The organism is Agrobacterium sp. 6Ca8 (genome assembly GCF_055382765.1).
In genome coordinates, this window is sequence record NZ_AP026433.1 from 518,987 (window position 1) to 534,464 (window position 15,478).

The 15,478-nt window shown below is 59.2% G+C and carries 16 protein-coding genes; 8 read left to right on the plus strand and 8 right to left on the minus strand.

The window, feature by feature from the left end:
* Window positions 1-9: 9 nt before the first annotated feature.
* Together ACZ5A6_RS02570 and ACZ5A6_RS02575 are read right to left on the minus strand one after the other, a co-directional pair.
* Window positions 10-330 (minus strand): hypothetical protein, encoded by a 321-nt coding sequence (locus ACZ5A6_RS02570; RefSeq protein ID WP_464111041.1) that lies wholly within the window; start codon window positions 328-330, stop codon window positions 10-12.
* Window positions 327-548 (minus strand): hypothetical protein, encoded by a 222-nt coding sequence (locus ACZ5A6_RS02575; protein WP_003511857.1) that lies wholly within the window; start codon window positions 546-548, stop codon window positions 327-329. Before ACZ5A6_RS02575 ends, ACZ5A6_RS02570 begins: the two co-directional genes overlap by 4 nt.
* 148 nt (window positions 549-696) lie before the next feature.
* Between ACZ5A6_RS02575 and ACZ5A6_RS02580 the strand changes: the two genes are divergently transcribed.
* Window positions 697-879 (plus strand): hypothetical protein, encoded by a 183-nt coding sequence (locus tag ACZ5A6_RS02580; RefSeq protein WP_141193590.1) that lies wholly within the window; start codon window positions 697-699, stop codon window positions 877-879.
* Window positions 880-958: 79 nt separating this feature from the next.
* Here the strand turns inward: ACZ5A6_RS02580 and cysN are convergent, their stop codons facing one another.
* From cysN to ACZ5A6_RS02595, 3 genes are read right to left on the minus strand one after another with little or no spacing between them, the layout of a single operon-like run.
* Window positions 959-2,440: a sulfate adenylyltransferase subunit CysN gene (cysN, locus tag ACZ5A6_RS02585; RefSeq protein ID WP_003511861.1), complete on the minus strand. Its 1,482-nt coding sequence runs from the start codon at window positions 2,438-2,440 to the stop codon at window positions 959-961.
* A complete protein-coding gene (cysD, locus tag ACZ5A6_RS02590) occupies window positions 2,440-3,393 on the minus strand; it encodes a sulfate adenylyltransferase subunit CysD (RefSeq protein ID WP_065661277.1) in 954 nt (317 codons plus the stop codon). Before cysD ends, cysN begins: the two co-directional genes overlap by 1 nt.
* A 27-nt stretch (window positions 3,394-3,420) precedes the next feature.
* Entirely contained in the window at window positions 3,421-4,203 is a 783-nt protein-coding gene (locus ACZ5A6_RS02595; protein ID WP_174061564.1) for a phosphoadenylyl-sulfate reductase, read from the minus strand.
* A gap of 204 nt (window positions 4,204-4,407) precedes the next feature.
* On the opposite strand from ACZ5A6_RS02595, the gene ACZ5A6_RS02600 reads away from it, so the two are divergent.
* The 5 genes from ACZ5A6_RS02600 to ACZ5A6_RS02620 all read left to right on the plus strand — a co-directional run bounded on the left by ACZ5A6_RS02600 (window position 4,408) and on the right by ACZ5A6_RS02620 (window position 9,092).
* Window positions 4,408-4,848, plus strand: a complete 441-nt coding sequence (locus tag ACZ5A6_RS02600; RefSeq protein WP_025592702.1) for an RrF2 family transcriptional regulator — start codon at window positions 4,408-4,410, stop codon at window positions 4,846-4,848.
* A gap of 245 nt (window positions 4,849-5,093) precedes the next feature.
* Window positions 5,094-6,119: a sulfate ABC transporter substrate-binding protein gene (locus tag ACZ5A6_RS02605; RefSeq protein ID WP_003511869.1), complete on the plus strand. Its 1,026-nt coding sequence runs from the start codon at window positions 5,094-5,096 to the stop codon at window positions 6,117-6,119.
* A 201-nt stretch (window positions 6,120-6,320) separates the two neighbouring features.
* The gene (gene cysT, locus ACZ5A6_RS02610) at window positions 6,321-7,178 is read left to right on the plus strand and encodes a sulfate ABC transporter permease subunit CysT (RefSeq protein ID WP_025592705.1); all 858 of its coding nucleotides are present in this window, start codon (window positions 6,321-6,323) and stop codon (window positions 7,176-7,178) included.
* Window positions 7,171-8,040: a sulfate ABC transporter permease subunit CysW gene (gene cysW / locus ACZ5A6_RS02615; RefSeq protein WP_003511871.1), complete on the plus strand. Its 870-nt coding sequence runs from the start codon at window positions 7,171-7,173 to the stop codon at window positions 8,038-8,040. Before cysT ends, cysW begins: the two co-directional genes overlap by 8 nt.
* An 11-nt stretch (window positions 8,041-8,051) precedes the next feature.
* Window positions 8,052-9,092, plus strand: coding sequence for a sulfate/molybdate ABC transporter ATP-binding protein (locus ACZ5A6_RS02620; protein WP_003511873.1), 1,041 nt, complete (start codon window positions 8,052-8,054; stop codon window positions 9,090-9,092).
* Window positions 9,093-9,655: 563 nt separating this feature from the next.
* Here ACZ5A6_RS02620 and ACZ5A6_RS02625 read toward each other — a convergent pair.
* The 3 genes from ACZ5A6_RS02625 to ACZ5A6_RS02635 form a co-directional block, all read right to left on the minus strand.
* Complete coding sequence (locus tag ACZ5A6_RS02625) at window positions 9,656-10,669, minus strand: NAD(P)H-quinone oxidoreductase (RefSeq protein ID WP_003511875.1); 1,014 nt, start codon at window positions 10,667-10,669, stop codon at window positions 9,656-9,658.
* Between the two features lie 88 nt (window positions 10,670-10,757).
* The gene (locus tag ACZ5A6_RS02630) at window positions 10,758-12,560 is read right to left on the minus strand and encodes a GGDEF domain-containing protein (RefSeq protein ID WP_174061563.1); all 1,803 of its coding nucleotides are present in this window, start codon (window positions 12,558-12,560) and stop codon (window positions 10,758-10,760) included.
* A gap of 182 nt (window positions 12,561-12,742) precedes the next feature.
* Window positions 12,743-12,982, minus strand: coding sequence for a ribbon-helix-helix domain-containing protein (locus ACZ5A6_RS02635; RefSeq protein ID WP_025592709.1), 240 nt, complete (start codon window positions 12,980-12,982; stop codon window positions 12,743-12,745).
* 346 nt (window positions 12,983-13,328) lie between these two features.
* Between ACZ5A6_RS02635 and betI the strand changes: the two genes are divergently transcribed.
* Window positions 13,329-13,949: a transcriptional regulator BetI gene (betI, locus tag ACZ5A6_RS02640; RefSeq protein ID WP_113472844.1), complete on the plus strand. Its 621-nt coding sequence runs from the start codon at window positions 13,329-13,331 to the stop codon at window positions 13,947-13,949.
* Between the two features lie 11 nt (window positions 13,950-13,960).
* Window positions 13,961-15,442 carry a betaine-aldehyde dehydrogenase gene (gene betB, locus ACZ5A6_RS02645; RefSeq protein ID WP_065658186.1) on the plus strand — a complete coding sequence of 494 codons (1,482 nt, stop codon included), beginning with the start codon at window positions 13,961-13,963 and terminating at the stop codon, window positions 15,440-15,442.
* The last annotated feature ends 36 nt before the right edge of the window (window positions 15,443-15,478 follow it).

The window sequence follows — 15,478 nt, forward strand, 5'->3', positions numbered from 1 at the left end:
CACGGAAGGTCAATTTCTCCTCCTCGCCAACGGGAGAATGAGCAAAACGCAAACAACAGCCGTCGGCCAGAAGTCGGTTAAACCATCCCAGGACCAATTCCAGAAGTAATAACCCTCCAGATGGGGAGGAGGCATTTCTACGGACACCTCGTAGTCCCGCTTTTCCCTGCCATGAAAATGACCGGCGGCGAAGGCCAGCCCGATTATCCACGCCATTCGCCAGCTAACGAGCAGGCGAAACAGAACGGCGACAATCGCCGCCATGATGACGGCCTCTAGAATGTGCCCCGCCCAATCCCAATGGTCTTGAATGTAGGTCCAGTCGATCATCGGTAGCGGTAATCACCGCGCCAGTCGCGACGATCACGCCAATCCCTCCGGTCGCGCCAGTCACGACGGTCATAGTCACGGTAGTGACGATCGCGTTCATAGGTGCGGTAGTACACGCCTGTCGTATAATATCCGCCGCTACGGTAGCCTCGATCATCGACACAGCCGCTTAGGATGCCCACCGAAACCAGGCAGATCGCTGCAGTCAGAATTTTCATAATCTTCATCTCCCAATGACGGACACTAACGTGCGCTGAACCACGCAGTTCCATTGCTGAGAGAGTGAGTTGTCGGTCATTAACCGGGCCTGAACACAGCGCCATGACGCTGGCCATCTTCTAGGCTCTGCCAAGCGTCGAAAACTTGATGCGTTTGACGTTATCGACTGCGATGAACCCGTCGCCAGCGCAGTCGCAGGGAACGCAACTGCGCCTCAACCGTTATCCCACCACAACAACGATGGAGGATAACATGCTAAAAGGTATTGCACTGTGGGCGATGGGTGTTCCGATTTTTGTGATCATCCTGCTTTACATGTTCGTGTTTTAAACGAGGCCTGATCCAAAGGCTTTCAAACAAAAAAGGCGACCGCTTGGACGGTCGCCTTTTTGTTGTGCGCGCGTGTCTGTCAGTCCAGATCGCTGATCAGCCGTGAGGCTGTCGCGCCATCCGTGCGGCGGATGTCGATCTCGTCGCGGTGCTTGGCCAGCAGTTCGCTTGCCAGAAGCTTCTCGGCCAGATGGGCGGGCAGGGAGAGAATGACGCGGTCACCCTGTTCTTCCGTCGCGCCAACGCTGCGTTTGCCGGCAATCATGCCACCCGCCACCGTGTTATTGGTGTCGGGGTCGATCAGGATGAAGGAGCCGGTTGCCCGGTTCTGCTCATAGGCATCGAAGATTGCCGTCTCGTCGAAGGAGAGCCGCACCTTGCCGATGGCGTTCATCGGCAGCGATGTCTCGTGCGCCTGCCATTCGCCTTCTTTCAGGTTGAGCTGGCTGACCGGCTGCACGCTGACGCGCTGGCGGCGGCTGCCGCTTTTCAGCCAGTAACGTTTGCCGGCCTCGATGCCACCCGGCTGCAACGCCACGATCTGCGCGTCGAAGGCAAGCCCTGTCTGCGGTTGTGCCTCGATGGACACGATCATGTCGCCGCGCGAGACGTCCACCTGACGGTCGAGAACGAGCGTGACCGCGTCACCAGCAACGGCGGCGTTACGCACCAGATCGAAAGTGACGATCTGCTTGACATTCGCGACCATGCCCGACGGCAGCACGACAACGCTGTCGCCCGGCTTGACCGAGCCGCCGGCAACCGTGCCCTGATAACCGCGGAAACTTTCGCCGGGGCGCGACACGCGCTGTACGGGGAAGCGGAAACCACCCGATTGCGCCGAGCGCACCGTGGCAAGCTCCAGCGTTTCGACCAGCGTCGGGCCTTCATACCAGGGCATGGAGGCCTTGCCTGATAGCACGACGTTTTCGCCCTTCAGCGCCGACATTGGAATGGCTGTGATCTGCTTGATGCCGAGGTCGGAGGCGAAATCGCGGAATTCGTGGGCGATCAGCTCAAAACCTGCCTTGTCGTAATTCGTCAGGTCGATCTTGTTGATGGCCAGCACGAATTGCCGGATGCCCATCAGCGCCGCGATGGTGGCGTGTCGGCGTGTCTGTTCCAGAATGCCGGTGCGCGCATCGACCAAAAGCACGGCGAGATCGGCCGTGGAAGCGCCGGTCGCCATGTTACGGGTATATTGCTCATGGCCGGGCGTGTCGGCCACAATGAAGGCGCGCCGGTCGGTCGAGAAATAACGATAGGCGACATCGATGGTGATGCCCTGTTCGCGCTCTGCCTGCAACCCGTCGAGCAGCAGCGCGAAATCTGGCAGGCCGAGATCGTTCTGCTTGCCGCTATCGCGATGCAGGGTAGCGGCCTGATCTTCCTTGACGGCCTTGGTGTCCCACAGGAGACGGCCGATCAGGGTCGATTTGCCATCATCCACGCTGCCGCAGGTGATGAGACGAAGCGGGCGCGTATCACGCGTCGCCTTCGAATGTTCTGCAAAGGGCAGAATGGTGGCCGTGGAGGCGGTGTTGGTAGCAGCGGCGGTCATCAGAAATAGCCCTCGCGCTTCTTCTTCTCCATCGAGCCGGACTGGTCTCGATCAATGGCGCGGCCCTGCCGCTCGGAAACGGTGGCGATTTCCAGCTCTGCGATGACCTCCTGAAGCGTCGCCGCCTCGGAGTGGATCGCGCCGGTCAGCGGGAAGCAGCCGAGCGTGCGGAAGCGGATCGAGCCGTGCTTGATCTCTTCGCCGGGCAGCAGCTCCAGCCGCTCGTCTTCGGCAAGGATCATCATGCCGTCACGCTCGATATAGGGGCGCTCGGCGGCGTAATAGAGCGGCACGAGCGGAATGTTTTCCGCCTCGATGTAACGCCAGATATCGACTTCGGTCCAGTTGGAGAGCGGGAAGGCGCGCACGCTTTCGCCCTTGCGGACCATGCCGTTATAGATGTTCCACAGCTCAGGGCGCTGGTTGCGCGGGTCCCATTTGTGGTCCGGCGTGCGGAAGGAATAGATGCGCTCCTTGGCGCGGCTTGCTTCCTCGTCGCGGCGCGCACCGCCGAAGGCGGCATCGAACTGACCGGCGTCCAGCGCCTGGCGCAGGGCTTCCGTCTTCATGATGTCGGTGTAGAGCGCCGAACCGTGGGTGAAGGGCGTCACGTTTTCGCTCGCGCCGCGCGGGTTTGTGTAGGAGATGAGATCGAGGTCATATTCCTTGACGATCTTGTCGCGGAATTCGATCATTTCCTTGAATTTCCAGCCCGTATTGACGTGCAGCAGCGGGAAGGGCACGCGGCCTGGGAAGAATGCCTTGCGCGCCAAATGCAGCAGCACGGATGAATCCTTGCCGATGGAATAGAGCATCACGGGATTGTCGAATTCGGCGGCGACTTCGCGGAAGATATGAATGGCTTCGTTTTCAAGCGCCTTCAGATGCGGATCGAGCGGCGGCTTGGATGCGACAGTATTCTTGCTGTCCGTCTCGTGGACTGCGTTGGACATTTTAAACTCCGGAACTGGTCTGAATGATTATCGTTGTGGGATGGCGGAAATGGCGGACGTCTGGTCCGCACCGGCGACGTGAAGACCGCATTCGCGCTTCTCGTCGTTTTCCCACCACCATCGGCCGGCGCGCTCAGGCTCGCCGGGCTTGATAGCGCGTGTACACGGCTCGCAGCCGATGGAGGGGTAACCACGCGCATGCAACGGATTGACGGGAATGTTTTCAGAAGCGACATGGGCCTTGATCTGGTCGATGTCCCAGTCCGCCAAGGCATTGACCTTGATCAGATTACGCTCAGCGTCGAATTCGGCAAAAGGTGTGGTCGCACGATTGCCCGACTGGCCGCGGCGGAGCCCGGTGATCCAGAAGGTGGCACCTTCCAGCGCCTTGCCGAGCGGAATCAGCTTTCTGACATGACAGCAGGCGTGACGGGCCTCGATGCTTTCGTAAAAACCGTTGAGGCCGTATTTTTCGGCATAGGCGTCGATATCGTCCTGTTCGGGCCGGAAGCGACGGATGTCGATGCCGAAGCGTTCCTCGGTTTCCTCGATGAGATCGACGGTTTCCTTGAAGAGTCGGCCGGTTTCCAGCGTCACGACGTCGATCGGCAACCGGTGGGTGCCGATGGCCGCCGTGATGACCTGATCCTCGATGCCGAGGCTGGTGGTGAAGACCGCACGGCCGCCAAGACCGGCGATAAAGGAAAGTCGCCCTGCAAGATCGAGCCCGGCAAGCGTGGCGTCGAGGGAAGCGGTATCGGCAGAGGCATTTGCTGAATTGATCGTCATTGTCACGTCCGGGATTTCCATGGCCGATTATTGTTGAAATCGGGCCTCTGGAACAGAAATGACAGTCTTTGTGCGCTGCACTTCAGAGCAAAAATGCCTCACGCGCACGATCTATGAGCAAAAGATGCCCGTTCACCTTCTTTGCAGCTTGGATTTGAATTGTGACAACTTCTGCGCTAAGCCGGAATTGCCGGGTATCCGGGCTTGTGTTCTACTGGTTTCACGATGATTTCGCAGAAGGCAAAATATGCGCTGAGGGCGCTTCTTTCGCTGGCAAAGGCCGACGGCGGTTGTCCTGTGCAAATTTCCGATATTGCCCGCGAACAGGCCATTCCGAAAAAATTCCTTGAACAGATCCTTCTCGAAATGAAGAAGGAACGCATCGTCGAAAGCAGGCGCGGCAAGCAGGGCGGTTATTTGCTGGCGCGCCCGGCTGCCGATATCACCTTCGGCGAGGTGCTGCGCCTCATCGACGGGCCGCTCGCTCCCTTGCCCTGCCTGTCGCAGACCGCCTATCGCCGGTGCGAGGATTGCGATGGCGAAAAGCAGTGCGAGATACGCCACGTCTTCGCCCGCGTGGCCGACGCCACCCGCAATATCCTTTTCAACACCACCGTTGCGGATGCCGTTGCAGGCGTGGAAGTGCCCGAACTTTTGACGGCCTGACGAAAAAATCGTCTAAAACCCCTGAATATTTTTCGCCGTAACGCTAAAAAATCGTCAAAAATGTGAAACGGTTTTGCATTCAGCAAAGTTTTACACGACGCTTGTTGCGCCTTTCGCCTATGCTGCGCTGTATTTGTTGCCCGTGGAAACGCTCTCGGGAAACACTTTTTCGATCGTATTCGGCCTCATTGACCAACTCTACCGGTCCAGTAGAGTTAAGCCATCTTCATCAGGAGGGAATACCGATGTCCAAGCTTCTGTCCGGTTTGAGCGTTTTCGCTCTCGGTCTATCGCTGGCTCTGGGAGGTGTCGGCTCGGCTGCCGCGCAGACCAAGCTGCTTAACGTGTCCTATGATCCGACCCGCGAACTCTACAAGGATTTCAACGAAGCCTTCGCCAAGAAGTGGAAGGCCGATACCGGTGAGGATGTCACGATCCAGCAGTCGCATGGCGGCTCCGGCAAGCAGGCTCGCTCGGTCATCGACGGTCTGGAAGCCGATGTGGTGACGCTGGCGCTGCAGAGCGATATCGATGCCATCGTCCAGAATTCCGGCAAGATCAACAAGGATTGGCGCGGCCGCCTGCCGCATAATTCCTCGCCCTACACCTCCACCATCGTGTTCCTCGTCCGCAAGGGCAACCCGAAGGGCATCCATAACTGGGGCGATCTGGTAAAGGGCGACGTGCAGATCGTTACCCCGAACCCCAAGACCTCTGGTGGCGCACGCTGGAATTACCTTGCCGCCTGGGCATGGGCGAATGAAGAGTTCAAGGGCGATCAGGACAAGATCAAGGCCTATGTCGGCGAACTCTACAAGCGCGCTCCGGTGCTCGATACCGGTGCCCGCGGCTCCACGGTCACATTTGCGCAGCGCCAGATCGGCGACGTGCTGCTGGCCTGGGAAAACGAAGCCTATCTGGCCGGTCAGGAATTCGGCGCGGATGCCTTCGACATCATCGTGCCGCCGATCTCGATCCTCGCCGAGCCGCCGGTCGCCGTGGTTGACGCGAACGTCGACGCCAAGGGCACCCGCAAGGCGGCGGAAGCCTATCTGCAATATCTCTATTCCGACGAAGGTCAGAACATTGCGGCGAAGCACTTCTATCGTCCTTCGAACCCCGCAGTTGTTTCCAAGGATCTGCTGAAGCAGCTGCCCGACATCAAGCTCGTCACCATCGACGATCCGCAGTTTGGCGGTTGGGCCAAGGCGCAGCCTGAACATTTCGGTGACGGCGGCATCTTCGACCAGATTTACAAGCCCGCCAAGTAAGCGGATGATGGGCTGAAGACAAATCCGCCCACCCCGCTTAAGGGAACTTGAAAAACGACAAATCGATCGACCGGACACCGTGCCGGTCGATCCTTTATAACAAGGCCGGGGAACACCGGCTCCCAGAAAGCATTTCCAGGAAAAGTGGACCCCGGTTTTCTGTCCGGAAATGTGCCAAACTAAAGATTATCCGGAGCGTTGATGAGCAATAATACATCCGGAAACAGGTGGAAGTGGCGTCAATCGAGCGTGATACCCGGCTTCGGCCTGACGTTCGGTTACACGGTCGTCTATCTGTTTCTCATCATTCTTATTCCGCTCGGCGGCCTCATCTGGTCCACGGCGAAACTTGGTTTTGCAGATTTTATTGCGATCGCTGTCGATAGCCGTACGCTGAATGCGCTGCGCGTCAGTTTCGGCACCGCCTTCATCGCCGCACTGGTGAACGCTGTTTTTGGCGTCATCGTCGCCTGGGTTCTCACGCGGTATCGTTTTCCCGGCCGGCGTTTCGTTGATGCCATCGTGGATCTGCCCTTTGCCCTGCCGACGGCGGTTGCCGGCATCGCGCTCACCACGCTTTATGCCAATCGCGGCTGGGTTGGCTCGCTATTCGAACCCTTCGGCATCAAGATCGCTTTTACGCCGACCGGTATCGTCATCGCGTTGATCTTCATCGGCCTGCCATTCGTGGTCCGCACCGTGCAGCCGGTCATGGAAGAAATAGACCGGCAGGTGGAGGAGGTGGCGGCAACGCTCGGCGCCAACCGTTTCCAGACCATCAGCCGGGTGCTGCTGCCAAGCCTCACGCCCGCCATCCTGACGGGCTTCGCACTCGCCTTCGCGCGCGGTATCGGAGAGTACGGCTCGGTCATCTTCATCGCCGGCAATATTCCTTACGTCTCGGAAATCGCACCGCTCCTCATCGTCATCCGGCTGGAGGAGTTCAATTATGCGGGCGCGACGGCCATCGCCACCATCATGCTGATCATTTCCTTCGCCATGCTGTTCCTCATCAATCTCATTCAGGCCTGGAGCCGCAAGAGGTACGGTTATGTCTGATGCTTCCCGCACCTCGTCCCGACCGTTCCGCGATCCCGCCAGCGAGAGCCTGCCTGCCCGGCTGGTGCTGATTGCCATTGCCTTCCTGTTCCTTGCGGCTTTCCTCGTGCTGCCGCTGGTATCGGTGTTCTTCGAGGCATTTCGCAAAGGCGCCGATGCCTTCTGGGAAGCGATCGTCGAGCCGGATGCTCTCTCTGCCATCCGTCTGACACTGCTTGTCGCCGCCATTTCGGTGCCGCTCAACCTTATCTTCGGTGTCGCCGCCGCCTGGGCGATTGCGAAATTCGAGTTCAAGGGCAAGGCATTCCTGATAACGCTGATCGACCTGCCGTTCTCGATCTCGCCGGTCATATCTGGTCTGGTTTATGTCATCCTGTTCTCTTCGCACAGCGTGCTCGGGCCATGGCTGAAGAGTTATGGCATCGAAATCCTCTTTGCTGTTCCGGGCATCGTGCTAGCCACCATCTTCGTCACCTTTCCCTTCGTCGCGCGTGAACTGATCCCGCTGATGCAGGAGCAAGGCAATGGCGATGAGGAGGCGGCGATCTCGCTTGGCGCAACCGGCTGGCAGACCTTCTGGTATGTCACGCTGCCGAATATCAAATGGGGACTGCTGTACGGGGTGCTGCTCTGCAACGCCCGCGCCATGGGCGAGTTCGGCGCCGTCTCTGTCGTATCAGGCCATATTCGCGGCGAGACCAACACCATGCCGCTGCATGTCGAGATACTCTATAATGAGTACAATATCGGCGCGGCCTTCGCGGTGGCGACGCTGCTGGCTGGTCTGGCGCTCGTGACGCTCGTTCTCAAAACCATTCTCGAAATACGCTTTGGCGCGGGCAACGCAGCCGGCAAGCATTGAAAGGCACATTCATGGAAGTGAAAGTTTCCGGCATCACCAAGCAGTTTGATCGCTTTCCGGCGCTGAACGACGTGTCGCTCGACATTCGTTCCGGCGAGCTGATCGCGCTGCTTGGTCCCTCCGGTTCCGGCAAGACGACGCTGCTGCGCCTCATCGCCGGCCTGGAGCAGCCGACCCAAGGCCGCATCTTCTTCGGTGATGAGGATGCCTCGCACCGCTCGGTGCAGGAGCGCAATGTCGGTTTTGTGTTTCAGCACTACGCCCTGTTCCGCCATATGACGGTTGCCGACAACATAGCCTTCGGCCTGAAGGTGCGCCCTTCCGCCTCCCGCCCGCCGAAAGCGGAAATCCGCAGGCGAGTTTCGGAGCTTCTGGACATGGTGCATCTGACCGGCCTCGAAAAGCGTTACCCCACCCAGCTTTCCGGCGGCCAGCGTCAGCGTGTGGCGCTGGCTCGCGCAGTTGCCATCGAGCCGAAGGTGCTGCTGCTTGACGAACCCTTCGGCGCACTCGATGCCAAGGTGCGCAAGGAACTGCGCCGCTGGCTGCGCGAATTCCACGACCGCACGGGCCACACCACCGTCTTCGTTACCCACGATCAGGAAGAAGCACTGGAACTGGCCGACCGCGTCGTCGTCATGAGCCAGGGCAAGATCGAACAGGTCGGCACGGCGGATGACGTCTACGACACGCCCAATTCCCCGTTCGTCTTCTCCTTCATCGGCGAATCCTCCAGCCTGCCGGTGACGATCCGCGACGGCCAGGTGGTGTTTCAGGGCGAGAGCATCGGCGTCGCCGAAAATGGCGCAGGTGAGGGCGAGCTGTTCTTCCGTCCGGAAGATGTGGTGTTGACCGACGAGAAAAACGCGCTTTACGGCAAGGTTACCACCTGTCGCCGCCTCGCCGGCACCCGCATCGCCGAAATCGACATCGCCAATAATGGCCATGACCCCTATCACCTCGAAATCGAGGTGCCGCTCAACGCCGCCGTGGCGGTAGGTGCCGAACTGCGGTTTCGTCCGACCCGGTGGAAGGTGTTTGGCAAGAAGTAGGGGAGATGCGGCTGCGATTGGCAGCTGGCGGTTGCGCCTATCCTGAGTTCCCCGTCATACCGGCCTTGAGCCGGTATCCAGCCAACCCAACTCCGTGGGTTGAAAAGAACCTTTCCGCCGCGCAGACGCGCGTCCGACGGATGTATAAGATGTCTGCAACGCTAGCGTACACACCGTCATTCCTGTGATCGTCACAGGTTGCCAGCCGGCGCGCGTCTGCGCGGCGGTGAAACTCCATTCAGCCCAAAGACTTGGTCTGGCTGGATCTCTGTGACAAGCACAGAGATGAGGGAACCGGGTAAACGCGCCGATAACCCCAGAAACGGAAAAGGGTCGCCAGAGGCGACCCTTCCATGAGCTTGGTCCTGTTTACAGACCCGGGACTGTTTCTCAACGTTCCGAAGGCAAGAGGTTTTTACGCCGAGGGCTGCCCCGTCGAAAACCCACCCTTTCCATTGCCTGCACCAGAGACCGAAATCTCATTAGACATTGGATCACCTCCTTCCGATACGTTGAACATAACTAGAAGGTAGTACGATTCGTCATTAATGCAAGAGGTCTGATCAGGACACCCGCATCACGATCTTGCCAATATGATTGCTGGTTTCCATCAGCCGGTGGGCCTCCACAACTTCGTCCAGCGTGAAGACCTTGTTGATGACAGGCGCAACCTTGCCGCTTTCGATGAGTGGCCAGACCTGTTCGATAAGCTCATCACGGATGGCGCGTTTCTCGTCAGCGGTACGTGGCCGCATGGTGGAGCCGGTGACGGTCAGGCGTTTGACCATGATTGGCCGCAGATCAACCTTTTCAGCCACGGCGCCGCCCAGAAAGGCGATGATGGACAGACAGCCATCCTTGGCGAGTGCGGCAATGTTCTTTTCGAAATAGGCCGCACCGATCATGTCGAGAACCACATCAACACCCTTGCCATCGGTCTCGGCCTTGATGACGGCGGTGAAATCCTCGTCGCGGTAATTGATGGCCCGTTTGGCACCAAGCTTGACGCAGGCCTCGCATTTTTCCGCAGAACCCGCCGTCGCATAAACATCAGCGCCGAAGGCTTTGGCGAGCTGGATGGCGGTTGTGCCGATACCGCTGGTGCCGCCGTGGATGAGCACGCTTTCGCCTTCGGTCAGGCCCGCCATCTGGAAGAGGTTGGCCCAGACGGTGAAGAATGTTTCCGGCAGCGCGGCGGCCTTGACGGCGTCGTACCCCTTGGGGAAGGGCAGGGCCTGCCCGGCCGGTACGGTGCAATATTGTGCATAACCGCCGCCATTGGCGAGCGCGCAGACCTTGTCGCCAGGTTTGAATTCGCTGACGCCTTCGCCGAGCGCCACCACTTCTCCGGCAATTTCGAGGCCGAGGATCGGGCTTGCGTCCTTCGGCGGCGGATAGGCGCCCTGCCTCTGCGCGACATCGGGGCGGTTGACGCCGGCCGCCTCGACCCTCACCAGGATTTCGCCTCTGGCGGGGGTTGGCAAAGGTGCTTGCGAAAGCTGCATCACCTCCGGGCCACCATGGGAGGGAAGGTCGATGAAGCGCATTTTTTCGGGCAGGGTCACATTTTCGGGCATGGCCAGGGGCAATTCCTCATTTGTCGGCGTTACCTGAAGATTTAGGACAGATGTACCGCTTAGGGAAGGAGGCCCTTTGTCGCTGATGTCATTTTGTCTCCCCGAACACCCGGATGACGAGGCCGCCATCGTTTTCTTTCGCGGCTGTCTTGATGCCGGCGATCTCGCTGCCGATGCGCTCGGGATTGGCGATGATCAAACCTTTTGGCAATGTGAGAACGCCGATGGAGCAACGCAGCAGGGCAAAATCCCGCTCATTGCCGCGACGGTCCAGCCCGACCATGCGACCGGCCTGACGGTCCTCTGGCGAATAGAGTTCGGCCACTTCACCGTGAAAATCGCTCAGCAGCCGCTCTAGGATTTCCGTCAGTTCCTCCACCGCCCAGTCACGCACGCCGACGAAGAAGTCGTCGCCGCCGATATGGCCGAGAAAACAGTCGCCAGCGAAAAAGTAGCGACGCATCAGTGCGGAAAACAGGGTGATGGCGTGGTCGCCGGCATTGAAGCCGTATTTATCGTTGAAGGGTTTGAAATTGTCGAAATCGCAATAGCAGAAGAAACGGGTCTCATCGCCATCGCCGCAGCTGTCGGCGATGAAGCCGCCGATGGCGCGGTTGCCCGGCAGCGCCGTCAGCGGGTTCTGGTCCTGCGCCATCTTGAGCTGTTTTTCATTGATGACCTTGATGAGCGATGCGGCTGAGACGATGCCGGCGTAACGCATGTTTTCGGTCAGGATGATGCAGGCGCTGCCGCCCATGCTGGCGAACATGTTCATCAGTTGATCGGCATCGGCGTCGAGACCCACGATCGGCGCGGGATCGACGAAGTGGGAAATGGTGCGCTCGTAGATCTTGTTCTTGAGGAGATCGCGCCCGAAAGGCCGGTAGATGTATTCCTTGAGGTGATATTCGTTGATGACGCCGCGCGGTTCGCCATTGGCGTTGAGCACCGGGAAAAACGCCTGCTGCGGGTTTCTGCGGAACAATTCGAAGACGCTGTCGACGCTGTCATGCTCATAGACGGTGGGAAGACGCTCTATTTCGCGACGGATGAGGATTTCGTCCAGCGACTGGCTGTTGCGCCGCGCCACGCCCACGCGGTTGAGGTGCGGAAAGCTCTCGGGAAGTTCGCTGGTGAAAACCGTCGGCCTGGCGATCAGCCAGCCCTGCACCAGATCGACGCCATATTCGCGGCAGGTGAGAAATTCCGCTTCGGTCTCGATGCCTTCCGCAATGACCCGGACGCCGAGAACATGAGCGATGTTGACGATGTTGCGCACCAGATGCTGCTTGCGCGGAAGATGATCGACACCGCTGATGAAATGCCGGTCGATCTTCAGGTAATCAAGCGGATAGTCGCATAAAAGCTTCATCTCGCCGTGACCGGCGCCGAAATCGTCGATCGCCAGCTTGAAACCTTCCTTGCGCATGCGGGCGATCAGCGCCTTGAACTCCGGCACGCTGGTATTGTCGAAACGTTCGGAAAGTTCAAAGCATATGGAGGAGGCCGGAATGCCCGCCCGCGCCAGATGGCCAACGAGCTTGTCGAGAATGGCGTCCCCGTGCGGGATAAGCCTTACATCGAGATTGAGGAACAGGGTGGTGGTGAAAAAATCCGCCAGGGTGGAGAATTTAGCGAGCGCCCGGCTTGCCAGCATCTGCTCGAAGGCCTTCAGCTCGCCATCCTCGGCAGCCTGGTCGAGAAGCGCGAGCGGATTGGAAAACCCAAGCCGGTCATGGCCGCGCATCAGTGATTCATATCCGAAAATCGTGCCCGTCGTCGCCTCGACGATCGGCTGAAACGCGGTTTCAAGCACAAGCTTCGCCATGGGAAACATGTGCCCGGAGGCAAACCGCCTTATGACATCGTTCTCCAGCGTTACGGCCGGCATTTCTGTTCTCCGCTATTGCCAGTTCCCGTTGGTGGCATGACAAGTCAAATGCACACACGGGAACTTGTCTCTTTTCAGCAGACAATCGCAGATTACAGGTCAACAAAAGCTTTCACGACTGTGAAGCTTTAATGAAGGTTTTGTCACGGGCCCCTCAATAGCCAGGGGTATCCGGCAGGCCCTCAGGCCCGGCGCACATGGCCGGTGTGAGCGGCGTAAAGTTCCGCAACATTCAGGCGTTCGCGATCCGCCTCGACAGGTGCTGCAGCCTCTGTATCTGCGCCGGTTGCGGCAGCAGAGGCCGCCCATAGTCTCAGCGCGGCCCTTACGACCTCGCTGCCGGATGCGTAGGCGCCGCTATTCACGGCCTCGCGCATTCTTGCTGCCTGTTCCGGGGAAATCGATACTGTCACCATTGGCATGATATCACTCCCTTGTTCAACCGTTGCGAAGGCATCTCCGGTCCGTGTCGGGACCTGATTGGGATCGCGGTCTTGCGGGCGTTTTTTCAGTTTTCGTCTGGCGCCGCTTCCAGCGAAATTTGTATCACTCTGCATATTAGCACGAAACGTGTTCCATTCCCAATTTGCAGTATATCACGGTTTAGTTTTTCCCCTGTGAGCGGCTCCTCAGCATGGGAGCGGCTAGTCTTATCCGGCCTTGCCCGGTTTTCTTTGATCCATGGCAAATCAGCGACATGAAATGGCGCGTTTTTTATTGATTGATTGATCAATCAAGAATATTTTGCCCGCCATCAAGGAGACCCTTATGCCCAAGATCGGAATGGAGCCTTTGCGCCGCAAGGCGCTTGTGGATGCGGCGTTACGCACCATAGGCCACCATGGTTCGCTGAATGTGACAATGTCGGATATTGCCCGGGAAGCGGGCGTATCTCCGGCGCTTGCGCATCATTATTTCGGCAGCAAGCAGCAGCTCCTTCTGGAAACCATCCGCAGCCTGCTGCGGGATCTGAGGCGCGATGCGGTGGCGGCGCTGACCCGCTCCAATGGCCCGCGCGAACGGCTGAGCGCCATCGTTCACGTCTCTTTCCAGAGCGACCAGTTCACGCCCGAGACGGTGGCGGCATGGCTTGCCTTTTATGTGGAGGCGCAGCGCTCGGAAGAAACGCGCCGCCTGCTGGTGCTCTATTCCCGTCGCCTGCGCTCGAACCTCATGGCAAGCCTGAACCGGCTATGCCCGCCCGATGACGCCGCGCGGATTGCGGAAGGTGCGGCAGCCCTTATCGACGGGCTGTATATCAGGCACAGCCTGCGTTCGGCCCCGCTTGGGCTCGCCTCAGCGCCGGCCCTTGTCGAAGACTATTTCGACTTGCAGCTCAAACCATATCCTGATGGACAGCGCCCGAAGCCGTCCGTCCGCATTCTCTAGGAGTATTCGACATGACTATCGCGACGTCTCTCAGGGCGCAGCCCAAAGCCTCGCATTTCATTGACGGCGACTATGTCGAAGACAATGCCGGCACGCTTTTCGAAAGCGTCTTTCCGGCCACCGGCGAAGTCATTGCAAGGCTGCATGCGGCAACGCCCGCGATTGTCGAGCGCGCCATTGCATCGGCCAAACGCGCCCAGAAGGAATGGGCGGCAATGAGCCCCATGGCGCGCGGGCGTATATTGAAACGCGCCGCCGATATCATGCGTGAACGCAACGAGGCGCTCTCCACGCTCGAAACGCTGGATACCGGCAAGCCGATCCAGGAAACCATCGTTGCCGATCCGACCTCGGGTGCCGATGCCTTCGAATTTTTCGGCGGTATCGCGCCTTCCGCGCTGAACGGCAACTACATCCCGCTCGGCGGCGATTTCGCCTATACCAAGCGCGTGCCGCTCGGCGTCTGTGTCGGCATCGGCGCATGGAACTATCCACAGCAGATCGCCTGCTGGAAGGCGGCGCCGGCGCTCGTTGCCGGCAACGCCATGGTCTTCAAGCCATCGGAAAACACCCCGCTCGGCGCTTTGAAGATCGCGGAAATCCTGATCGAGGCAGGGCTGCCCAAGGGCCTGTTCAACGTCATTCAGGGTGATCGCGATACCGGCCCGCTTCTGGTCAACCACCCGGATGTCGCCAAGGTCTCGCTCACCGGCTCGGTGCCCACCGGCCGCAAGGTTGCCGCCGCCGCCGCCGGGCATCTCAAGCACGTGACGATGGAACTCGGTGGCAAATCGCCGCTGATCGTGTTTGACGATGCCGATATCGAAAGCGCTGTCGGCGGGGCGATGCTCGGCAATTTCTATTCTTCCGGTCAGGTCTGCTCCAACGGTACCCGCGTTTTCGTGCAGAAAAAGGCGAAGGACCGCTTCCTCGAAAACCTGAAGCGCCGCACTGAGGCGATGATCCTCGGCGACCCCCTGGATTACGCCACCCATCTCGGCCCGCTGGTCTCCAAAGCCCAGCAGGAAAAGGTGCTTGGCTATATCGAAAAGGGCAAGGCGGAGGGTGCGACGCTGGTAACCGGCGGCGGCATTCCCAACAATGTTGCAGGCGAGGGCGCCTATGTGCAGCCGACCGTGTTTGCAGATGTGACCGATGACATGACTATCGCGCGCGAGGAAATCTTCGGCCCGGTCATGTGCGTGCTGGATTTCGATGATGAGGATGAGGTTCTGGCCCGCGCCAACGCCACCGAATTCGGCCTTGCCGGCGGCGTCTTCACCGCCGATCTCGCCCGCGCTCATCGCGTGGTCGACCAGCTGGAGGCGGGCACGCTGTGGATCAACACCTACAATCTCTGCCCGGTGGAAATCCCATTCGGCGGCTCCAAGCAGTCTGGTTTCGGGCGCGAGAATTCGGCGGCGGCGCTGGAGCATTATAGCGAGCTGAAGACGGTTTATGTGAGCACGGGCAAGGTGGACGCGCCTTATTGAGATTTGGTGGGGGGGGGACCCCACCCTCAGCCCGTT